Annotated in this window: 19 protein-coding genes; 8 read left to right on the top strand and 11 right to left on the bottom strand. The window is 66.1% G+C overall.

Going from position 1 to position 20,568, the window contains the following annotated elements; genetic code table 11:
- The first annotated feature begins 63 nt into the window (after positions 1-63).
- Positions 64-1,104, top strand: a complete 1,041-nt coding sequence (yhjD, locus tag IEW22_RS00700) for an inner membrane protein YhjD (RefSeq protein ID WP_188584651.1) — start codon at positions 64-66, stop codon at positions 1,102-1,104.
- Positions 1,071-2,972: an SLC13 family permease gene (locus tag IEW22_RS00695; RefSeq protein ID WP_229742050.1), complete on the top strand. Its 1,902-nt coding sequence runs from the start codon at positions 1,071-1,073 to the stop codon at positions 2,970-2,972. Before yhjD ends, IEW22_RS00695 begins: the two co-directional genes overlap by 34 nt.
- Positions 2,973-3,059: 87 nt before the next feature.
- On the opposite strand, the gene IEW22_RS00690 is transcribed toward IEW22_RS00695, so the two are convergent.
- Together IEW22_RS00690 and IEW22_RS00685 are read right to left on the bottom strand one after the other, a co-directional pair.
- Positions 3,060-4,439, bottom strand: coding sequence for an aspartate aminotransferase family protein (locus tag IEW22_RS00690; protein WP_188584650.1), 1,380 nt, complete (start codon positions 4,437-4,439; stop codon positions 3,060-3,062).
- Complete coding sequence (locus tag IEW22_RS00685) at positions 4,436-4,897, bottom strand: Lrp/AsnC family transcriptional regulator (RefSeq protein ID WP_188584649.1); 462 nt, start codon at positions 4,895-4,897, stop codon at positions 4,436-4,438. The genes IEW22_RS00690 and IEW22_RS00685 overlap by 4 nt, the downstream gene beginning before the upstream one ends.
- A gap of 237 nt (positions 4,898-5,134) precedes the next feature.
- On the opposite strand from IEW22_RS00685, the gene IEW22_RS00680 reads away from it, so the two are divergent.
- Both IEW22_RS00680 and IEW22_RS00675 read left to right on the top strand, forming a co-directional pair.
- Positions 5,135-6,706, top strand: a complete 1,572-nt coding sequence (locus IEW22_RS00680) for a gamma-aminobutyraldehyde dehydrogenase (RefSeq protein WP_188584648.1) — start codon at positions 5,135-5,137, stop codon at positions 6,704-6,706.
- A complete protein-coding gene (locus tag IEW22_RS00675; RefSeq protein ID WP_188584647.1) occupies positions 6,703-8,145 on the top strand; it encodes an NAD(P)/FAD-dependent oxidoreductase in 1,443 nt (480 codons plus the stop codon). The genes IEW22_RS00680 and IEW22_RS00675 overlap by 4 nt, the downstream gene beginning before the upstream one ends.
- Positions 8,146-8,153: 8 nt before the next feature.
- On the opposite strand, the gene IEW22_RS00670 is transcribed toward IEW22_RS00675, so the two are convergent.
- A complete protein-coding gene (locus IEW22_RS00670) occupies positions 8,154-9,026 on the bottom strand; it encodes a universal stress protein (protein WP_188584646.1) in 873 nt (290 codons plus the stop codon).
- A 121-nt stretch (positions 9,027-9,147) separates the two neighbouring features.
- On the opposite strand from IEW22_RS00670, the gene IEW22_RS00665 reads away from it, so the two are divergent.
- Entirely contained in the window at positions 9,148-10,080 is a 933-nt protein-coding gene (locus IEW22_RS00665) for an HpcH/HpaI aldolase/citrate lyase family protein (protein WP_188584645.1), read from the top strand.
- Positions 10,081-10,090: 10 nt separating this feature from the next.
- Here IEW22_RS00665 and IEW22_RS00660 read toward each other — a convergent pair whose 3' ends face one another.
- The gene (locus IEW22_RS00660) at positions 10,091-11,413 is read right to left on the bottom strand and encodes a CynX/NimT family MFS transporter (protein ID WP_188584644.1); all 1,323 of its coding nucleotides are present in this window, start codon (positions 11,411-11,413) and stop codon (positions 10,091-10,093) included.
- Between the two features lie 38 nt (positions 11,414-11,451).
- Here IEW22_RS00660 and IEW22_RS00655 point away from each other — a divergent pair, with 38 nt between their 5' ends.
- On the top strand, positions 11,452-12,012 hold the full coding sequence (locus IEW22_RS00655; protein WP_188584643.1) for a CGNR zinc finger domain-containing protein: 561 nt from the start codon (positions 11,452-11,454) through the stop codon (positions 12,010-12,012).
- 53 nt (positions 12,013-12,065) lie between these two features.
- On the opposite strand, the gene IEW22_RS00650 is transcribed toward IEW22_RS00655, so the two are convergent.
- Positions 12,066-13,337, bottom strand: a complete 1,272-nt coding sequence (locus tag IEW22_RS00650; protein WP_188584642.1) for a glycoside hydrolase family 27 protein — start codon at positions 13,335-13,337, stop codon at positions 12,066-12,068.
- Between the two features lie 298 nt (positions 13,338-13,635).
- On the opposite strand from IEW22_RS00650, the gene IEW22_RS00645 reads away from it, so the two are divergent.
- Entirely contained in the window at positions 13,636-14,442 is an 807-nt protein-coding gene (locus IEW22_RS00645; protein WP_188584773.1) for a crotonase/enoyl-CoA hydratase family protein, read from the top strand.
- A 4-nt stretch (positions 14,443-14,446) separates the two neighbouring features.
- Here the strand turns inward: IEW22_RS00645 and IEW22_RS00640 are convergent, their stop codons facing one another.
- The 6 genes from IEW22_RS00640 to sdhC form a co-directional block, all read right to left on the bottom strand.
- Entirely contained in the window at positions 14,447-15,193 is a 747-nt protein-coding gene (locus IEW22_RS00640; RefSeq protein ID WP_188584641.1) for a YoaK family protein, read from the bottom strand.
- Between the two features lie 103 nt (positions 15,194-15,296).
- Positions 15,297-16,253 carry a LysR family transcriptional regulator gene (locus tag IEW22_RS00635; RefSeq protein ID WP_188584640.1) on the bottom strand — a complete coding sequence of 319 codons (957 nt, stop codon included), beginning with the start codon at positions 16,251-16,253 and terminating at the stop codon, positions 15,297-15,299.
- 228 nt (positions 16,254-16,481) lie between these two features.
- Entirely contained in the window at positions 16,482-17,267 is a 786-nt protein-coding gene (locus IEW22_RS00630; RefSeq protein WP_188584639.1) for a succinate dehydrogenase iron-sulfur subunit, read from the bottom strand.
- A complete protein-coding gene (sdhA, locus tag IEW22_RS00625; RefSeq protein ID WP_188584638.1) occupies positions 17,267-19,027 on the bottom strand; it encodes a succinate dehydrogenase flavoprotein subunit in 1,761 nt (586 codons plus the stop codon). Before sdhA ends, IEW22_RS00630 begins: the two co-directional genes overlap by 1 nt.
- 39 nt (positions 19,028-19,066) lie before the next feature.
- Positions 19,067-19,525 carry a succinate dehydrogenase hydrophobic membrane anchor subunit gene (locus tag IEW22_RS00620; RefSeq protein WP_188584637.1) on the bottom strand — a complete coding sequence of 153 codons (459 nt, stop codon included), beginning with the start codon at positions 19,523-19,525 and terminating at the stop codon, positions 19,067-19,069.
- A gap of 15 nt (positions 19,526-19,540) precedes the next feature.
- Entirely contained in the window at positions 19,541-19,945 is a 405-nt protein-coding gene (gene sdhC, locus IEW22_RS00615) for a succinate dehydrogenase, cytochrome b556 subunit (RefSeq protein WP_188584636.1), read from the bottom strand.
- A gap of 218 nt (positions 19,946-20,163) precedes the next feature.
- Between sdhC and IEW22_RS00610 the strand changes: the two genes are divergently transcribed.
- Entirely contained in the window at positions 20,164-20,568 is a 405-nt protein-coding gene (locus tag IEW22_RS00610) for a cytidine deaminase (RefSeq protein WP_268235447.1), read from the top strand.

Below are 20,568 nucleotides of genomic sequence, written 5' to 3'. Positions count from 1 at the left end.
CGGTGAAACCCGCACCTGAAGCGCCTCGGGTGCCGGCGGCAGCACAGACGGGACTCGAGCGATATGGCAGCAAGTGCGCAGCGGCAAGAGGAGTCCTCCGAGCCGTCGCGGCTGGACAAGGTGCGAGCGAAATCTCCGGGTATCGACCACCTGGTCGAGGCTGCCCAGCGCTATCAGAATCAAAAGGGCGATTATTTCGCAGCGGGCGCAACGTATTTCAGTGTGTTCGCGATCTTCCCGCTGCTCATGGTCGCCTTTGCGACCGCCGGCTTCGTGCTGTCCTCCCATCCCGAACTGCTCGACGAACTCCGCGACCACATCTCGAGTGCGATGCCCGGGTCCACGGGCGATTCGATCAAGGACCTGATCGATCAGGCGATCGATTCACGCACCACGATCGGCATCGTCGGTCTGGTCGGTGCCTTGTACTCGGGGATGGGCTGGATGGCCAACATCCGACAAGCGCTCACCGTGCAGTGGGGAACCGAGCCTGAGAAGCCGAACTTCCTGCGCACCAAGATCTCTGATCTCCTCGCGCTCATCGGCCTGTTCGTCGCCCTGGCCATTTCCTTCGGGCTGTCGGCCCTGGGCGCCTCGTCACTGACGACGAAGATCCTCCAATGGCTGCACGTGTCCCATCTGACCGGCGCGGGTGTGGCGGTGCGTGTTGTCTCCATCCTGCTGTCGATCGCGGCGTCGTGGCTGCTGTTCACCTGGATCATCGCCAAACTTCCCCGCGTCGCACTGCCGCTGCGCAATGCGGCCAAAGCCGGACTGGTCACCGCCATCGGATTCGAGGTGTTCAAGTACATCGCCACCTTCTACCTGCAGAAAGTGGTCAGCGGGCCCGCCGGCGCGACCTTCGGGCCCATCCTGGGCATCATGGTGTTCGCCTTCTTCACCACCCGGATCGTGTTGTTCGCGACGGCGTGGGCGGCGACCGACCCCGACAACAAGAAGTACGAGCCGGTGGCTGTGCCCGACCCGGTGGTGATCGCGCCGGTGGTGCGGGAGAACTCGATGACGCGAGGCGGTGTGATCGTCTCGATGATCGTGGGGGCGCTCACCGCGTGGAAAGTCTCAGATCTGGTGCGGCGGCGCTGATCACGATGTCCGACGCCGACATCACCCTGATCGTGCTCGGCGTCGCCATCGTTGCGTTCATCTCCAACCGCTTTCCCGTCGAGATCGTCGCGATCGCGGTGTCTGTCGCGTTGTACGCCACCGGGGTGGTCACCGCGCGAGATGTGTTCGCGGGCTTCGGGGATCCGGTGATCGCCTTCATCGCAGCATTGTTCGTGGTGAGCGCGAGCCTGGAGGCCTCCGGCGTCACCGCCTGGCTCAGCGGCGTGCTGTCGAGACTCGCCGGCGACAGCCGTATGCGTGCCGGGCTGGCGCTGCTGCTCCTCGCGGCCGTGCTGAGCGCGCTGATCACGATCAACGGCGCCGCCGCGGCGTTGTTGCCCGTGGTCGTGGCGACGGCGCTCAGGCTGGGTGTGGCGCCGTCGCGGATGCTCATCCCGTTCGCGTTCGCGTGTAGCGCGGGATCGTTGCTGACGTTGTCGGGTAGCCCGGTCAACGTGATCGTCGACGAGGCCTTCCGCACCGAGGGGGGCGGCGGATTCGGCTACTTCGAATATGCCGCCATCGGAGCGCCGCTGGTGGTGGTGACCGTGGTCATCGTCTTGGCGCTCGGGCCACGACTGTTGCCCAGCCGCGGCGATGCGCCCGGCTCCCAAGGCCGTTCGGCACCTGCACACCGCCACCGTATGACGGGGTCGCGCGGCTACCGCCTCGAGATCAGCCCGTCGTCAGACCTGGTCGATCGCCGGGCCCGCGAGGTCGTCACCGAACCGCTGCAACTGGTCGGCGTGCAGGACCGGGCGCATGTGGCGGTGTCGGACAACCATCGTTTGCGGGTCGGTGACAGCCTCGTGGTCACCGGCCCCGACGACGCGGCCCGCACGCTGGGGGCGCAGACCCAGACCGTGGTGCGCGCGCTGGATGCCGCCGGACCCGACGAATTGGCCCGCCGCGACGAGGGTCTGCTCGAGGCCGTGGTGCCGCCACGGTCGGACTGGGTCGGGCGACGGGTGTTCCCGGGGATGACCGTCACCGACGGTGTCGAGGTGGTGTCGGTGTCGCGGCGCGGATCCGACCGCGGCGCCCGATCGACCGATCTCGTGCAGGGTGACGCGGTGCTGCTGCACGGAGGCTGGGATGCGCTGTCGGCCTTCGGCGACATGCAGCTGCTTCTGGTCGACGATCCCGAGGAGCTGCGGGGGACGCCCACTTCTTTGGCCCCCACCGCGCCGAGGGCGATATTCATCGTGGTGGCCATGATCGTGGTCCTCGCCACGGGACTCGTGCCTGCGTCGGTGACCGCGCTCGTCGCCGCAGCGGCAACCGTCCTGTTGCGGGTACTGACGCCCGAACGGGCAATGCGTGCGATGCCGATCCAGACGATCATCCTCATCGGTGCGCTGATCCCGCTGTCGCTGGCCGTGCAGAGCACCGGCGCGGCCGACAAGATCGCCGGCCCGGTGGTGGACCTGGTGCAAGGCCGCAGCCCCTATCTGGTGCTGCTGGTGTTGTTCGTGCTCACCGCAGCACTGGGGCAGTTCATCTCGAATGCGGCGACGGTACTCATCGTCATCCCGATCGCCCTGGCCACCGCCGCCGAGGTGCACATGTCGATCGCGCCCGTGCTGATGACGGTCACCGTGGCCGGAGCGGCGTCGCTGCTCACACCGATCGCGACGCCGGCAAACCTCATCATCATGGCACCCGGGGGGTTATCGCTTCGGCGACTACTGGCGGCTGGGTGGGGTGGTGATGCTGGCCTGGCTCGCGGTATCGCTGGCACTGATCCCGCTCATCTGGCCGGTGTGAGAGATGGTGCGCCACAGTCCAACACAGACCGAACGCCGGTAGCAGTGCCTTCCGGCACCGCCACCGGTGTTCGGTGCTGAGAACCCGCTCAGGTCATCGGGTGCACAGGATCGTCGGGTGATCGCGCAGGGATTCCAGGTCAGAGCTCCCAGATAAGATCCCTCGGATCAGATCAGGTTGCCCGCCTCGGTGAGGACCTTGCGCAGGATCTGCTCCATCTCGTCGAACTCCGCCTGACCGCAGATGAGCGGGGGAGCCAGCTGCACCACCGGGTCGCCGCGGTCGTCGGCGCGGCAGTACAGACCGTTGTCGAACAACGCGGTCGAGAGGAAGCCGCGCAGAATCCGTTCGGACTCTTCGGCATTGAAGGTCTCCTTGGTGGCTTTGTCCTTCACCAGCTCGATGCCGTAGAAGTACCCCTCACCGCGCACATCACCGACGATCGGCAGATCGTTGAGCTTCTCGAGCGTCGCGCGGAAGGCCGGCGCATTGGCCTTGACGTGATCGGTGATGCCCTCACGCTCGAAGATCTCCAGGTTCTTGAGCGCAACCGCCGCCGACACCGGATGGCCGCCGAAGGTGTAGCCGTGGGCGAAGGTGGTCTTGCCGTCGTTGAACGGCTCGAAGAGGCGCTCGCTGGCGATCATCGCCCCCAGCGGGGAGTATCCCGAGGTGAGACCCTTTGCGCTGGTGATGATGTCGGGCACGTAGCCGAAATCGTCACAGGCGAACATCGACCCGATGCGGCCGTAGGCACAGATCACCTCGTCGGACACGAGCAGCACGTCGTACTCGTCGCAGATCTCACGCACCCGCTCGAAGTATCCGGGCGGCGGCGGGAAGCAACCGCCGGCGTTCTGCACCGGCTCGAGGAACACCGCGCAGACGGTGTCGGGGCCTTCGAACTCGATCGCCTCGGCGATGCGGTCGGCGGCCCAGCGGCCGAATGCTTTCGGATCGTCTCCGTGCTCGGGTGCGCGGTAGATGTTGGTGTTGGGGACCCGGAAGCCGCCGGGGGTCAGCGGCTCGAAGTCTTTCTTCAGATCGGGGATGCCGGTGATGGCCAGCGCACCCTGCGGGGTCCCGTGATAGGCGATCGACCGCGAGATCACCTTGTGCTTGCCGGGTTTTCCGGTGAGCTTGAAGTACTGCTTGGCCAGCTTCCAGGCGCTCTCCACGGCCTCGCCGCCACCGCTGGTGAAGAAGACCCGGTTCAGATCGCCGGGGGCGTACGCGGCGAGCTTCTCGGCGAGTTCGATGGCCGGCGGCGTGGCGTAGGACCACAGCGGGAAGAATCCGATCTTCTTGGCCTGCTCGGCGGCGGCCTCGGCGAGTTCCTCGCGGCCGTGACCGAGCTGCACCACGAACAGACCCGACAGGCCGTCGAAGTAGCTACGGCCGGCGTCGTCGAAGATGCGCACACCCTCGCCGTGGGTGATGACCGGAGGAGTGATCTCCGCGCCGTGGCGGGAGAAGTGACCCCACAGGTGCGCGGCGCTGCGGGCGCCGAGTGAGGGTTCGTCGGTGCGGGTTTGAATCGATGTCATCGTGTTCCCCAATTGTATTGCTGTTTGACGAGTTTCAGATAGACCATGGTCTCGGTGATGGTGACTCCGGGTTGGGTCCGGACTTTCTCGTTGAGGAGATGCAGCAGGCTGGCATCGTCCTCACATATCACCTCGATCAAGATGTCGAATGAGCCGGCTGTGAGCACCACGTAGTCGATCTCGGGGATGTCCGCCAGCCTCCGGGCGAGTTCCTGCGAATCGCCGGTGCACCGGATGCCCACCATCGCCTGTCGGGCGAAGCCGATCTGGAGCGGATCGGTCACGGCGACGATCTGCAGGACCCCGGCATCGTGGAGCCGTTGAACGCGATTGCGCACGGCTGCCTCGGACAAACCGATCTCCTTGCCGACCGAGGCATACGAGCGTCGGCCGTCGCGTTGGAGGGACTCGATGATGCGTTTGGAGATGTCGTCGAGTGCTATCGGATGATCGGACATGGGCTCCGCTTCTGTCTACTGTCCCGCAATCAGTGGCGGTGCGACCATGCTGACGAATTCCGAAGTATTTCGCAACATATTCGACTGAATCAGTCGTCAATCGGGCACATAACTCGCGAATGGTCATGTTGGCGGGGTATTCTTGCCTCGCGTCGACGCCGGGCACCCATCGCGCCCGGATCCGCTCTACCCATAACTCCCGGTCGAGAACCGCAGTTGCCAAGGACTGATACTCCCATGACCACCACCGACACGACGACAGCTGCGAGCTGGGTGGGGGGTGTCCCGCGCGCCGGCTCGGGGAACACCCACTCGGTGATCGACCCGGCAACCGGGACCACGGTGACCACGATGACGCTGGCGACGCCGGCCGATGTCGACCTCGCGGTCGCCACCGCTCGTGCGGCGCTGAGGGAGTGGGCCTCGGCCACACCGGCGGACCGGTCGGCCGTTCTGCACCGACTGGCCGCGCTGATGGATCGCGATGCAGAACTCTTCGCGGTCGAGGAGGTGTCTCAGACCGGCAAACCGATACGGCTGGCGCGGGAGTTCGACGTGCCCGGGAGTATCGACAACACCTCGTTCTTCGCCGGTGCGGCTCGCAACCTCGAGGGCAAGGCCAGTGCCGAGTACTCCGGTGATCACACCTCCTCGATCCGTCGCGAACCGATCGGCGTGGTCGGGTCGATCACGCCGTGGAACTATCCGCTGCAGATGGCGGTGTGGAAGGTGATGCCCGCACTGGCTGCCGGCTGCACGGTGGTCATCAAGCCTGCCGAGATCACTCCGCTGACCACGTTGCGCCTCGCGCGCCTGGCCGTCGAGGCCGGACTGCCGCTCGGTGTCCTCAACGTGGTGACCGGCGCCGGTTCGGATGTGGGTGCCGCACTCGCCGGTCATCCCGACGTCGACATCGTGACCTTCACCGGTTCGACCGCTGTCGGCCGGGCGGTGATGGCTGCTGCGGCCACCAACGGCACACGCGTTCAGCTCGAACTCGGCGGCAAGGCGCCCTTCGTGGTGTTCGACGACGCCGATCTCGATGCGGCTGTCGAGGGTGCGGTGGCCGCGAGTCTGATCAACGGCGGTCAGGACTGTACTGCAGCGACCCGCGCGATCGTCGCGCGGAATCTCTACGAGCAGTTCGTCTCCGGCGTCGCCGACGTCATGGCGACGGTCTCGATGGGTGATCCGATGGATCCCGACACCGACATGGGTTCGCTCAGTTCCACCAGACACCGTGACAAGGTCGCCGGCATGGTGGAGCGGGCGCGTGCTGCCGGCCTGCGCGTCGTGACCGGGGGTGTGGTGCCGACCGGCCCCGGCGCGTACTACCCGCCGACGCTGATCGCCGATGTGGGCGAGGATGCCGAGATCTACCGCGACGAGGTGTTCGGTCCGGTGCTCACTGTGAGCACCTTCGACGACGATGACGATGCGATCCGTCGCGCCAACGACACCCCGTACGGTCTGGCCGCATCGGCCTGGACGCGGGATGTCTACCGCGCCCAGCGCGCCGGCCGCGAGATCCACGCCGGTTGTGTGTGGATCAACGACCACATCCCGATCATCAGCGAGATGCCCCACGGCGGCGTCGGTGCGTCGGGATTCGGGAAGGACATGTCGACGTACTCACTCGACGAGTACCTGACCATCAAACACGTGATGAGCGACATCACCGCCGAGGCGAGGAAGCCCTGGCATCGCATCATCGTGGCCGACAAGAACGACACCACCCGATCACCGAACACCCAGACACCGAACGCCCAGACACCGACCACGACCGAACAAGGCGCTGATAACGCATGACCGCATCCACTTCCGCATCGACAGCCGCGTGGGCCGGTGAACCCACCGACCGTTCCCGGCGCATGGTCGCCGACGCCGCCCCCGTCCCGTTCTGGCTCGACCGGGCCGAGCGGCCGGCGGCCCGTGAGCGTCTGGTCGGCGAGGAGTCGACGGACCTGTTGGTGATCGGCGGCGGGTTCACCGGTCTGTGGGCCGCGGTGCAGGCGGCCGAGGAGAACCCGTCGCGGTCGATCGTGTTGGTCGAGGGCGCCCGTATCGCCGAGGGCGCCACCGGTCGCAACGGCGGCTTCTGTGCGGCGAGCCTGGTGCACGGTCTGGGCAACGGGTTCGAGAGGTACGCCGACGAACTGGCCACCCTGCAGCGGATGGGTCGTGAGACGCTCGCCGAGATCGCCGCGGCGCTGACCCGACTGGGTATCGACGCCGACGCCGAGCACACCGGCGAACTGGATCTGGCCAACTTCGACTGGCAGGCAGCAGAACTCGACGAACTCGTCACCGAGGCGCGCCGACTCGGCGAGCCCGTCGAGAGCCTCGATGCCGAACAGGCACGAGCCCGGGTCAACTCACCGCTGGTCGCCGGCGGGTTGTTCGACCCCGACGTGATGATCATCGACCCGGCCAAACTGGCCTGGGGGCTCGCTGTGGCCGCCGACCGACTCGGTGTGCGGATCTACGAGCACACCCAGGTGCGCAGTCTGAGCGACACCGGCGACGCCGTGGTGGCGACCACGGCACTGGGTTCCATCCGGGCACAACATGTCATCGCCGCGACGTCGGCGTCGACGCCGTTGGTCCGCAAGGTCGGCTGGATGATCGTGCCGGTGTGGGACTATGTGATCGTCACCGAACCCCTCACCGACCAGCAGCTGGCGTCGATCGGGTGGAACGGTCGAGAAGGGTTGTCCGACTGCGGTAATCGCTTCCACTACTTCCGGCTCACCGCCGACAACCGGATCCTGTTCGGTGGTTATGACGCCTTCTACTACTACGGCGGCAAGACCGACAGTCGTCTGGCGGACAAGCCTGAGGAGGCCGCACTGCTCGGTGAGCATCTGCTGCAGGTGTTCCCACAGCTCGAGGGCATCAAGGTCTCGCATACATGGGGCGGCATCATCGACACCTGTTCGCGCTTCAACGCGTTCTGGGATGTGTCGATGGGCGGTCGGGTGGTCACCGTGGTCGGCTTCACCGGACTCGGTGTGGGCGCCTCGCACTTCGGTGCGCGTACCGCCCTGGATCTGGTGGACGGCCGCGACACCGAACGCACCCGGCTGGAGATGGTGAAGTCCAAGCCGCTGCCCTTCCCCCCGGAACCGGTGCGCTGGTTCGGGATCACGCTGACCCGACGCGAACTCGCCCGATCCGACCGCAATCGGGGCAAGCGTGGTGTGTGGCTACGGGTGCTCGACGCGCTGGGGCTGGGCTTCGACAGCTGACCGGGGCGTCAGTCGAACGCCTTGGGTACCAGGATGATCGGCACGGTCGCCGCACGGAGGATGCGAGCCGCGTTGGGGCCGAGGAAGACTCGCTTCTCGCCGGTCAGTCGCCCGGAGCCCATCACGACGATGTCGCCGGGGCCCCAGCGCAGCGCGCGCAGTGATTGCGTGATCGTGGCGCCTTCGGCGACCAGTGCCTCGACCGTGATGTCGTCGCCGGCCGCGCTGCTGGCCTCGTCGAGAACGCGGCGTGCGGCGGCCACATTCTCCTGCCGGGTGGCCAGGTTCGTGGGGTCGGGGACCCCGCCGTCCACCACCACGGTCAGCAGCCGTACCGCCAGCCGCCCCTCGGCGGCGAGCGCCAGTCCGAACGGCAGCGGGTTGTCGCTGTGCGGCCCGGGTGCGACCGCGATGGTGACCTCCGACAGTCGCGGCACGGGGTGCCGGTGGTGGTCGGCGGGGGCGAGTGCGACGGGCACCGGCGAATAGTGCGCCAACCCCAGTCCGACCGGGCCCAGCGTGTGGTGTCCGAGTATCCCGTCGCTGGTGCCGCCGATGACGATCATCCGCGCGTTCGTCTGTGTCGCGAAGCCGGCCAGGCCCTCGGCGAACGACGCCGCGGTGACCACATGGGTGTCGACCTCGATGCCCTCGGGTACGAGTGCCGCGCCGGCGTCGAGCCATTTCTGCGCCTGTGCGGTGAGCGCCTTCTCGCTGTAGGTGCGCTGGGTTCGCGTGGCCAGTTCGTCCTCGCGGAGTACACACACCAAATCGATTGCCGCGCCGATGGTGGCCGCGATCGTCGCCGCCAGCGCGACGCCGTCGGCGCCGGTGTCGGTGGCCAGATATCCGACGGTGAGCCGGGAGAGGCTGGTACTCATGTGGTGTCCTCGCTCGATGACGGGTGTCGCATGGCTGACTGGTGTCTCATTATCCGACGTTCAGTGCGATCCCGGCCGGATGAGTGGCCGAAATTTTGCTCTCACCGGCCACGATGAGACCATGGACGGCGTGAATCCGACTTCCCACCTCGACGTCGATGTCGAACCCGAGGACATCGGCTCTCGTATCGACCCCGTCCTCGCGCGCAGCTGGCTGCTCGTGAACGGATCGCACGACAATCGTTTCCAGGCGGCGGCCGACTCGCGCGCCGACATCGTCGTGCTCGACATCGAAGACGCTGTGGCCCCCAAGGACAAGGACCGTGCACGCGAGAACGTGCGGGCCTGGCTTGCCGGCGGACACTCCGAGGACTGGGTGCGCATCAACGGTTTCGGTACCCCGTGGTGGGCCGATGATCTGGCGATGCTCGGCGACGTGACCGTCGGCGGTGTGATGCTGGCGATGGTGGAGGGTGTCGACCACGTCACCGAGACCGCGCGCCGCCTACCCGGCGTGCCGATCGTCGCGCTGGTGGAGACCGCGCGTGGCCTTGAGCGCATCAGTGAGATCGCCTCGGCGAAGGGAACCTTCCGGTTGGCCTTCGGGATCGGCGATTTCCGCCGCGACACCGGCTTCGGCGGTGACCCGATGACGCTGGCCTACGCACGCTCGAGGTTCACCATCGCAGCCAAGGCTGCTGGGCTGCCGTCGGCGATCGACGGTCCGACCGTCGGCTCGTCGGCGCTGACCCTGACCGAGGCAGCCGCGGTGAGTGTCGAATTCGGTATGACCGGCAAGATCTGCCTGACCAACGACCAGTGCCGGACGATCAACGAGGGGCTGTCCCCGACGCCCGACCAGATCACGTGGGCGCTGGACTTCTTCGCCGAGTTCGAGCGCGACGGCGGCGAGATCCGCAACGGTTCGGACCTGCCACGTATCGCCCGCGCCACCAAGATCCTCGATCTCGCACGTGCCTACAGCATCCCGGTCGCCCGTGACGACGAGGATCCCGAGCACATGCCGGCGCCCTCGGACACCTACCACTACTGATCGCGGCCCCTCACTCTGTTGTGACCGGCGTCAGCACGTGTCGGTTCCGGCTGGCGATGACGCCGGCGACCAGTTCGGGTATCAGCAGCACGATGAGCACCGCGAGCGGGATCTGCCAGCCGCCGGTGACCGAGTGCAGTGCGCCGACCAGGAACGGACCCAACGCGGCCACCAGGTACCCCACGCCCTGCGCCATGGTCGACAGATGGGCGGTGTGCCGGGCGTCGGGGGCGCGCCACACGATATAGCTCAGCGCGAGGCTCAGTGCGGCACCTTGTCCGAGGCCCAGCAAGGTCATCCAGGCGATCGCACCCGAGACCGGGGCCACCACCAGACCCACCAGAGCCAGCGCTGTGAGGCCGACGGCCATCGCGGCCGGTATCCACCTCACCGATACCCGGTTGGCGAGGATCGGCACCAGCAGGGCACTGGCCAGCGCCGGGAACGATGAGTAGGACAGCATCAATCCGGCTGTGCTGCTCGACATCCCGTGATCGGTGAGGATCGTCGGAACCCAGGCCAGCCCCGCGTAGTAGCTCAGACTCTGCAAGCCCATGAATCCGGTGACCGCCAGTGCGGTTCGGTCGCGGATCAGGCGTGAGAACGACGGCTCGTCGCGCTCGGGGACCACGTCGGCCACCGATGCGGTCTCGGCGGAATCAGCCTGTGAGACTGCGGTTTCGGTGCCCGACCGCCTCGACGCGCGGCGCGTGGTCCACAGTCTGGGCAACCACACCAGCAGTGCCACGGCGGCCGGTATCGACCAGATCGCCAGCGCCGCCTGCCAGTCCCCGTCGAATGCGTGCATCAGGGGGACGGTGAGACCCGAGGCGAGAGCCGCGCCGATGTAGAGCGTCATCGAGTACAGCGACATCATCAGTCCGGTGCGCGCGACGAAATGCTGTTTGATCGCCGCGGGTAGGACCACGTTGCCGACGGCGATGGCCGCGCCGACGAACACCGTGCCGATGAACAGTGCCGGCGAGCCGTCGATGAGACGGGTGGCGATGGCCACCGCGAGCACCACGAGCACCACGGCCAGCAACCTGTCGATCCCGATCCGGCGTACCAGCCAAGGGGTGAGGAAGGCGAAGATGCCGAAGCACAGAACCGGGAGGGTGGAGAGCAGGCCCGCGGTGGTGGAGGTCAACCCGAGCGCGTCCTGGATGTAGCGGATCACCGGACTCACCGACGCGACACCGATGCGCAGGTTCAGCGCGATCAGAAGCAGTCCGGTCGCGAGGAACACGGTGGCCGCACGGCCGAGGTGCCGGCCTGCGCGTCCGGATGCGGGGGAGGTATCCGCGATGTCGGCGGTGCCCTGAGTGGTCATGGCCATCACGCTAGAGCGACGCCCGATACGATGGCAACATGGGCTATGTGGGTATAGAGCATTACAGATTCTGGGGTGCCGACCTCGCGATCGACCTCGTCAACACTGCGCCGGAGACCTGCGGCTACGAGTTGCTGTCCACACCCGACGACGTCACGGCGCTGATCCGTCGCTACGACCCCGCCCTGGATGCCCGTGCCGACGCCGTCGATCTCGAGCGGACGGCATGGGTCCGTGAGCGCCTGCTCGACGTGGTCGCCGACCCCGATCCGGCTCTCGTCGCGCCGACGCTGAACTACCTCGCGTCTGAGGCGCATGCCGCACCGCGGATGACCGACCACGACGGCCATACCTGGCATATCGATCACCACGTGGCCGGTGACCGGGTGTGGCGGCATCTGGCCGCCGAGGCGGCCTTCGGGCTGATGGATTTCATGACCGCACGCGGGGCGGAACGGATCCGCAGATGCGCGGCGCGCGATTGCCACCGCTACTTCACCGACACCACCAAGAATGCGTCGTCGCGATTCTGTCCCGCGCGTGGGTGCGCCAATCGTGAGCGGGTTCGCCGGCACCGTGAACGTCTGCAGACTCGATGATCGTGCGACCCGCCGCCGGATGTAATGCCCTAACCGAATCGATGTGAGGCGATTCACCCGGGGGTGATCCGCAGCAGCGCTGTGTCCTGAGGGGCGACGGTCATCGACACCACGCCACGTGCGACGCCGCTCACCGGTCGGTTCGTCCACACGTCGGTCACGGTCGCGTCGCGATCCATACCGAGATCGCCGAGGGCGATCGACATCGACTGTGCGGTCGCGCCGAGATTGGTCATTGACACCGCGATGCTCCCGTCGTGCAGCTGTCGGGTGCGCACCGTGCGATTGGTCGCACCATAGGCCCTCGCCGAGGAGACCGCGCTGTCCTGATCGATCGCGAGGACGCCGCGAGTGGTCAGCAGCGACGTCGTCGCGGGTGAGGCGGACGGCAGGTCGTTGCCGGCAAACAGCGGCGCCGCGCTCATCGCCCACAACGCCATCTGTGAGCGTTGGGCGGCGGGGGACAGCGCCGTGCCCACGCCGACCTCCAGCATGTCCATGTCGACGTAGCGACCCGACGATGTGCGTTGCGCCAGAGCCGATGTCGCGTCAGCGATATCCCATATTCCTTGGTACCCACCGGGACCCTGGCCGGTCGTCCAATAGGGGCTGACGTCGTTGGTTGCCCGGGTCATGGTGGCGATCGATCCCCAGTCGTGGTGCATGCCGGGTAATGTCGCGCCGAGACCGCTGTTGGGATTGATGCTGTAGATGATCGGTCGGCCTGTGCTCCGAAGTGCATCGCGCATCGCGGTGAAATCACGCATCTGTCTCTGAGGGTCGGAATCGCTTGAGCACCAGTCATATTTGACGAAATCAACTCCCCACGATGCGAATGTGCGTGCGTCGGCGATCTCGTGGCCCTCGCTCCCGCTCGATCCGGGGTAGGCGCCGGTGAACTGCGCGCACATCTGCGTGCTCGCACCGCTGTAGATCCCGAACCGCAGTCCGCGCGCATGGACGTATCGGGCCAGTGCAGCCATGCCGGAGGGGAATCGGGTGGGATCGGCGGTGAGCGCGCCATCGCCGTTGCGTGAGGGCGCATACCAGCAGTCGTCGACGACCACATAGCGGTAACCGGCTCGGGCCATCCCGTCGGCGACGAGCGCGTCGGCCTGCGCCTCGATCTTCTTCTCGTCGATGTCGCATCCGAATGTATTCCAGCTGTTCCACCCCATCGGCGGTGTCGACGCGTCGGCGCTCGTCGCCGTCGACGAACCACCAGCAGACTCACCGAATACCGGGGTGGTAGAGCAGCCGCCCGCCATGAGTGCGGTGGCAACCAGCAGGCCGAGCGCGCCGCTCCTGCGGGAGCGACTTGTCATGGTCGGGTGCATGAGCGGCGAGTGTAGAAGCCCACCCTGTGAACGCCCTGTCGCTGAGACGACGACCCGAGTGCGAGGTCGGAACGGCGAGCGCACCGCTCCTGGTGACAACCGTGTCTGGAGTCCATGCCGGTCACGTCGGGGGTGCATCTGCAGGCGTCCGGCACGCCCGCGCGCTGGTCGAGCACCTCGCGCTGGTCGAATCACCGCCCCATGCCGGTGAAGGCGGATACATTGACAGCCGGTCATGAGCGGTGCGGGCGTGAGGTCGTGGCGATTGTCGATGGAAGGGATGGCGATGGGGACACCGGACGTGCTGCTGGTCGAGCGGGCTGAGCACATTGAGACCTGGACGTTGAACCTGCCCGACAGTCGCAACCCGATCTCCGATGGGACGATGGTCGATGCCATCTGCGCGCAGGTCGACGTGGTCAACGGCGATGACGACGTGCGCGCGGTGATCCTCACCGGCGCGGGTTCGGCGTTCTCGGCCGGCGGCAATGTCCACGACATGGCCGGTCGCGCCGGCATGTTCGGCGGCAATCCGTATCGGCTCAGCGAGGGCTATCGTCATGGGATCCAACGCATTCCGCGCGCGCTGTGCCACTGTGAGGTACCGGTGATCGCGGCGGTCAACGGTCCCGCCGTCGGCGCCGGATGTGACCTGACGCTGATGTGTGACCTACGCATCGCCTCGCGGCGGGCGTTCTTCGCCGAGAGTTTCGTCTCGCTGGGGATCATCCCGGGTGACGGTGGAGCATGGCTGCTCACCAAGGCGATCGGGCCGGCACGCGCCGCCGAGATGGCGCTCACCGGCGACCGGGTGGACGCCGAGACCGCCCTGCGGTGGGGACTGGTCAACGAGGTGGTCGATCCCGAGGCCCTCATGGATGCGGCCGTGGCACTGGCACGGCGCGTGACCAAGAACCCGCCGCATTCGGTGCGGATGGCCAAACGGCTCCTGCGTGAATCCATGCACCAGTCGCTGGAGTCGTTGCTGGAGATGTCGGCGGCCATGCAGGCGCTGGCCCACCACACCGACGACCATCGGGAGGCCTTGTCGGCATTCCTCGACAAACGGCCGGGCAGCTACACCGGCAACTGACACTTCACCTCGCCGGCTGCGGCGGACGCGTCCACTCGGCGGTGGAGTACGCCTGGGTGGCCGCTGTCAGTGCAACACCCATCACGAGAAGTGTGGAGAGCAACAGCGTCAACGGTGCCCAGCCATGGGTCACCAGGATCGCGCCGATCAGGCCGCCGAGGAACATCGCGCCGACCGAGACCAGGCGCCTACCGGCATTGCTGCCCCTGCCGCCGGCAACGCTGCTGTCGGCGGAGATGCCGGTGAGGGTGAGAGTGAGCACCGTCGTGGTGAGATCGCGAATCGACAATGCGCGTGCCGTGGCGTTCTGGACGCCCATCCCGATGCCGAGCACCACGATCAGAGCAGCCATGGGTCCAGCGCGGTAGGGATGCGAATACAACAGGGAGACAGCGAAACCCACTGCCAACAGGACAGTCTGTACTGTGGCGGCGACCATGACGTGGCGGGCGCGGTGCGCGCTCGAGGCCGCACGGATGCGGCCGCCGACGAGCGCGCCCAGCACGAATGCCGCGATCGCGAGCAACGATGCCCACCACACGAATCCGTGTGCACCGCCGAGATCGAAGGACAAGAACACGACGTTCCCGGTCATGTTCGCCACGAACACGTGTCCCAGTTGCAGATAGCTGAAGGCGTCGACGAGGCCGGTGACGGTGGTGAGGGCGACGAGCAGCGAGGTGAGGGGTCCTTCGCCGCTCGTCGGGTCGGGGACGACGGTCCGCCAGGCGTCGGAGAGTGCGGTGGTCATGAGCGTCTTTCCTGTGGTGGTGTCCGTCTGTGCCTCCAGTCTCGGCGGCCATCGACTGATCTGTCCAACACAGAAAACAGCGTTCAGTGATCGTCAGAAGCGATCACTGAGGTGTGGCGGATGACCTCCGTGCACGAGAAGGCGGCGGCACGAGAAGGCGGAGGAATTCCGCCGCGGCCGGTGGCATTCGCCTCGGATCGTGGACCACGCGCACGGTGTGGACGGCATCGGGATCGGTGAGCGCGACAACGGTGCATGCGGGCGTGCCGTCATGACTGGAGTCACCGGGCTCACCGAGAACCGACTTCGCAAGGCTGGCAGGCACGATGGTCACGCCGAGGCCCAGCTGGGTGAAGCGAATCAGGTCGGTCACCTGGGTGAGTTCGATTCCGGCGCTGGGTTGTGGGTCTCCTCCGGCTCGGGTCACCGCGTCGTCCACGCGATGCCGGATGCCCGAACCCCGTGCGAATCGGATCAGCCGGCCGCGTGCGAGCAGATCCGTTATGTCCGTGGGTGTCTGCAACCCCACGGCATCAGCCGTTCGCAGGATGCCCACCAGGGGTTCCTCGCGCAGGATCACCGAGCTCAGCGCATCGGGGATTCGACTGGGGTCCGATGCCACCACAGCGATGTCGAGATCGCCGGAAGCGATCTCCTCGACCATCGCCTCCGATGGCCGCGAGGTGATGGTCAATTCGATTCCGTCGAACCGCTCATGGAATGCGGTGATCGCCTCGATGGTCTCGGGGAAGTGCGTGCTGGTCTGGATGAGTCCGATGCGCAGGCGCCCCTTCTCCAGACCGAGGAATGATCGCAACTCGGCGCGCGCCGAGATCTCGTCGGCGAGTATCCGGCGCGCCAGAGGCATCAGCACCCGGCCGGCGGGGGTCAGCTCGACCGATCGTGTGGTCCGCACGAACAGCGGAGCGCCCGCTTCGCGTTCCAGTCGCGCGATCTGCTGGCTCAGAGCCGATTGCGCGACGTGACACAGCTCGGCGGCCCGCGTGAAGTTCCCGGTATCGGCGACGGAGACGAAGTAGCGCAGGTGCCTGATCTCCACTCCGCCTCCTCATCCGATCGGGGTGACAGCGTGGTCGCGGTGGTCGCAGTGGCCGCAACCATCGAGTGTCCGCAACCATCGAGTGGCCGCAACCATCGAGTGGTCGCAACTATAGATCAGTACTGCGTCGGTGATCGGTGCGACAGATGGATACCGCCCGGTACGCGCACCACATCGGCCCCGCTTCCGACGAGGGAAGCGGGGCCGATGCGGGGCTGCAGAGAGAAGCTATCCGCGCGAGAACATGAGTGCTCGCTTGACCTCTTGGATCGCCTGGGTCACCTGGATGCCACGGGGGCAGGCGTCGGTGCAGTTGAAGGTGGTGCGGCAGCGCCACACACCGTCGACGTCGTTGAGGATGTCGAGGCGCTCGGCGGCACCCTCGTCGCGGCTGTCGAAGATGAAGCGGTGGGCGTTGACGATCGCCGCCGGGCCGAAGTACGAGCCCTCGTTCCAGTACACCGGGCAGCTGGTGGTGCAGCAGGCACAGAGAATGCACTTGGTGGTGTCGTCGAAACGCGCACGATCCTTCTGCGACTGGATGCGCTCACGGGTGGGCTCGTTACCGCTGGTCATCAGGAACGGCTTCACCGCGCGGTAGGCGTCGAAGAACGGCTCCATGTCCACCACGAGGTCCTTGAGCACCGGCAGACCACGGATCGGTTCGATCGTGATCGTGATGTCCTTGCTCTTGTCCTTCGGGAGGAAATCCTTCATGAGCATCTTGCAGGCCAGCCGGTTGACTCCGTTGACGCGCATCGCGTCGGATCCGCACACGCCATGAGCGCAGCTGCGGCGGAACGTCAGGGTGCCGTCGAGGTAGCCCTTGACGTAGAGCAGCAGGTTCAGCATGCGGTCGGTGGGCAGCGCCGGCACGCGGAAGCTCTGCCACCCCTGCTCGTCGGGGTTCTCCGGATTGAAACGCATGATCTTGAGCGTGACCATGGTCGCTTCGTCGGGTACCGCTGGTAGTGGCGGCTCGTCGGTGTGGGGTGCGTCCGTGGTGAGGGTCATCAGTACTTACGCTCCATCGGCTCGTAGCGGGTCTCGACAACGGGCTTCCAGTCGAGCTCGATGTCGCTGAGCAGCGTGTCGCCCTTCTTGTAGGCGATGGTGTGCCTCATGAAATTGACGTCGTCGCGGTTGGGGAAGTCCTCGCGGGCATGTCCGCCGCGAGATTCCTTGCGGTTGAGCGCGCCGACCACCGTCACCTCGGCGAGTTCGAGCAGGAAGCCCAGCTCGATCGCCTCCAGCAGGTCGGAGTTGAACCGCTTGCCCTTGTCGTGAACGCGGATGTGGTCGTAGCGCTCCTTGAGACTGTGGATGTCGGTGAGCGCCTGCTTGAGGGTTTCCTCCGTGCGGAACACCGAGGCGTTGTCGTCCATGGTCTGCTGCAGGGCGGTGCGGATGTCGGCCACCCGCTCGTGTCCGTGCTCGCCGAGGATGGTCTCCAACCAGCTGTCGACCATCGCGGTCGGGTTCTCCGGCAGCGGATGGAAGTCCGAGTTGTTGGCATGTTCTGCCGCGGCGATGCCGGCGCGACGTCCGAAGACGTTGATGTCGAGCAGCGAGTTCGTGCCGAGACGGTTCGCACCGTGCACCGAGACGCAGGCGCATTCGCCGGCCGCGTAGAGGCCGTGGACCTTGTCGATGTTGTTGTTGCCGCGCAGCACCTCACCGTGGATGTTGGTGGGGATGCCGCCCATCAGGTAGTGGCAGGTGGGGTACACCGGCACCCATTCCTTCACCGGGTCGACGCCCAGGTAGGTGCGGGCGAACTCGGTGATGTCGGGCAGCTTCTCGTTGAGCACGTCCTCGCCGAGGTGGGTCACGTCGATGTAGACGTAATCCTTGTTCGGCCCGGCGCCGCGGCCTTCGAGCACCTCGAGCACCATCGACCGGGCGACGATGTCGCGGGGTGCGAGGTCCTTGATGGTGGGGGCGTAGCGCTCCATGAAGCGCTCGCCCTCGGAGTTGCGGAGGATGCCGCCCTCACCGCGCACGGCCTCGGAGATGAGGATGCCCAGGCCGGCCAGGCCGGTCGGATGGAACTGGTGGAACTCCATGTCCTCGAGCGGAAGGCCCTTGCGGAAGACGATGCCCACTCCGTCACCGGTGAGGGTGTGGGCGTTGGAGGTCGTCTTGTACATACGGCCAGAGCCGCCGGTGGCGAAGATGATCGACTTCGCGTGGAAGACGTGGATCTCGCCGGTGGCCAGCTCATAGGCCACGACACCCGTCGCGACCGGCTCGCCATCGGAGTTGTTGCTGATGCACAGGTCGAGTGCGTAGAACTCGTTGTAGAACTCGACGTCGTGTTTGACGCAGTTCTGGTAGAGCGTCTGCAGGATCATGTGGCCGGTGCGGTCGGCGGCGTAGCAGGCGCGGCGAACCGGCGATTTGCCGTGGTCGCGGGTGTGGCCACCGAACCGGCGCTGGTCGATCTTGCCCTCGGGGGTGCGGTTGAACGGCAGACCCATCTTCTCCAGATCGAGGACCGCGTCGATGGCCTCCTTGGCCATGATCTCCACGGCGTCCTGGTCGGCGAGGTAGTCACCGCCCTTGACCGTGTCGAAGGTGTGCCACTCCCAGTTGTCCTCTTCCACGTTGGCCAGCGCGGCGCACATGCCGCCCTGAGCGGCGCCGGTGTGGCTACGGGTGGGGTACAGCTTGGTCAGCACCGCGGTACGGGCGCGCGGGGCGGCCTCGATAGCCGCGCGCATCCCGGCGCCGCCGGCGCCGACGATCACCACGTCGTATCGGTGTTCCTGCATGAAGATTGCTCGCTCTCGATCGAAAAAGTGTGTGGTCGGCTAGCTGGCGCTGCTCGGGTCGAACGTCAGCAGCACGTAGGTGCCGAGCCCGATGATCAAGATCATCGACAGCGCAAGCAGGACGTTGAGCCAGAAGCGGGTGCGGTCGTTACGCGAGTAGTCGGCGATCACCGTGCGCACGCCGTTACCGCCGTGCAGCTGGGCCAGCCACAGCATCGCGAGGTCCCAGCACTGCCAGAACGGTTCCTTCCACCGGTGGGCCACGAAGGAGGCGTCGATACGGTGCACACCCTGGGAGTCCCACGCCAGCATGATGAACATGTGGCCGATGGTCAGGAAGATCAGCGCGACGCCGGAGAAGCGCATGAACAGCCATGCGTTCTTCTCGAAGTTGTTGCCCTTGGGGCGGCGAGGGGAGCGGGGATTGTCCAGACTGGCCGGACGGTCGCGTTCCCGCTCAAGCGTTTTCGCGATTCGCGGAGTCGAAGAAGTCGTCATCGTCGTTGCCCCGTCCTAGAGATGGTTGACCCAGATCTGCAGCAGGCGAACCGCTGCAGCTGCGAATACGATCACGAACACCGTGAGGATGATCCACAGCATCTGACGCTGGTACTTCGGGCCCTTGGCCCAGAAGTCAACGAGGATGATGCGGATGCCGTTGAGTGCGTGATACAGGACGCAGGCGACGAGACCGATCTCCATGAGCCCCACCACGGGGTTCTTGTAGGTGTCGACAACCTGGGTGTACTTGTTCGGGTCGACGCGGATGACCGCAGTGTCGAGAACGTGTACGAAAAGAAAGAAGAAGATCGATACACCGGTGATCCGGTGCAGGACCCACGACCACATGCCAGGGTCGCCTCGATACAGGGACCGTTTGCGTACTGGCTCGGGCGCGACCTCGGTAGGTGTGCTCATTCGGGATTGGCCTCCAACATCGTCGATGGATGTGCGGTCGAGCCTGCCGAGCGGCTCGATCGAGAACCCACTGACACCAAACTCTAAACCTATGCTGAGAGCCGCAAGAAATGCTCCCCTGAGTAGTGATGTGGCACACCGGAACTGAACTTAGGTTTGCCTTACCAACAAGTGGATGTTGCTGCGAAGGGTTCATCAACGGGGTAGGGGTTTGTCGAGTGAGTGCGGTCATCGATTGGAAGTCGTTGCGAGCCAAGGCCAAAGAATCGATGGAGAGGGCCTATGCGCCCTATTCGAGGTTTCCAGTCGGTGCTGGTGCACTAGTGGATGACGGCCGGATTATCGGCGGTTCGAATGTGGAGAATGTCTCATACGGCCTCGGATTCTGCGCCGAATGCGCGATCGCGGCGAACCTCTACACAACCGGCGGTGGTCGACTTGTCGCGTTGTCGTGCACCGACAGTCGCGGCGCCATCCTCATGCCGTGCGGACGCTGCCGGCAGGTACTTCTCGAACACGGCGGCCCGGACATGCTGATCGATCATCCGCAGGGCCCCAAGCCCCTGCGGGAGCTGCTCCCGGACGCCTTTGGTCCCGACGACCTCGAAGTGGGGCAGTTGTGA

The organism is Gordonia jinhuaensis, from assembly GCF_014639795.1.
Taxonomy (GTDB): Bacteria; Actinomycetota; Actinomycetes; order Mycobacteriales; family Mycobacteriaceae; genus Gordonia_B; species Gordonia_B jinhuaensis.
This window is presented reverse-complemented; position numbering and strand designations above follow the sequence as displayed.

What these genes read in the sequence shown, in the direction of transcription:
- yhjD (WP_188584651.1), top strand. Translation starts at nt 64, where the DNA reads ATGGCAGCAAGTGCGCAGCGGCAAGAGGAGTCCTCCGAGCCGTCGCGG.
- IEW22_RS00690 (WP_188584650.1), bottom strand. Translation starts at nt 4,439, where the DNA reads ATGACATCGATTCAAACCCGCACCGACGAACCCTCACTCGGCGCCCGC.
- IEW22_RS00685 (WP_188584649.1), bottom strand. Translation starts at nt 4,897, where the DNA reads ATGTCCGATCATCCGATAGCACTCGACGACATCTCCAAACGCATCATC.
- IEW22_RS00680 (WP_188584648.1), top strand. Translation starts at nt 5,135, where the DNA reads ATGACCACCACCGACACGACGACAGCTGCGAGCTGGGTGGGGGGTGTC.
- IEW22_RS00675 (WP_188584647.1), top strand. Translation starts at nt 6,703, where the DNA reads ATGACCGCATCCACTTCCGCATCGACAGCCGCGTGGGCCGGTGAACCC.
- IEW22_RS00670 (WP_188584646.1), bottom strand. Translation starts at nt 9,026, where the DNA reads ATGAGTACCAGCCTCTCCCGGCTCACCGTCGGATATCTGGCCACCGAC.
- IEW22_RS00665 (WP_188584645.1), top strand. Translation starts at nt 9,148, where the DNA reads ATGGACGGCGTGAATCCGACTTCCCACCTCGACGTCGATGTCGAACCC.
- IEW22_RS00660 (WP_188584644.1), bottom strand. Translation starts at nt 11,413, where the DNA reads ATGACCACTCAGGGCACCGCCGACATCGCGGATACCTCCCCCGCATCC.
- IEW22_RS00655 (WP_188584643.1), top strand. Translation starts at nt 11,452, where the DNA reads ATGGGCTATGTGGGTATAGAGCATTACAGATTCTGGGGTGCCGACCTC.
- IEW22_RS00650 (WP_188584642.1), bottom strand. Translation starts at nt 13,337, where the DNA reads ATGACAAGTCGCTCCCGCAGGAGCGGCGCGCTCGGCCTGCTGGTTGCC.
- IEW22_RS00645 (WP_188584773.1), top strand. Translation starts at nt 13,636, where the DNA reads ATGGGGACACCGGACGTGCTGCTGGTCGAGCGGGCTGAGCACATTGAG.
- IEW22_RS00640 (WP_188584641.1), bottom strand. Translation starts at nt 15,193, where the DNA reads ATGACCACCGCACTCTCCGACGCCTGGCGGACCGTCGTCCCCGACCCG.
- IEW22_RS00630 (WP_188584639.1), bottom strand. Translation starts at nt 17,267, where the DNA reads ATGACCCTCACCACGGACGCACCCCACACCGACGAGCCGCCACTACCA.
- sdhA (WP_188584638.1), bottom strand. Translation starts at nt 19,027, where the DNA reads ATGCAGGAACACCGATACGACGTGGTGATCGTCGGCGCCGGCGGCGCC.
- IEW22_RS00620 (WP_188584637.1), bottom strand. Translation starts at nt 19,525, where the DNA reads ATGACGACTTCTTCGACTCCGCGAATCGCGAAAACGCTTGAGCGGGAA.
- sdhC (WP_188584636.1), bottom strand. Translation starts at nt 19,945, where the DNA reads ATGAGCACACCTACCGAGGTCGCGCCCGAGCCAGTACGCAAACGGTCC.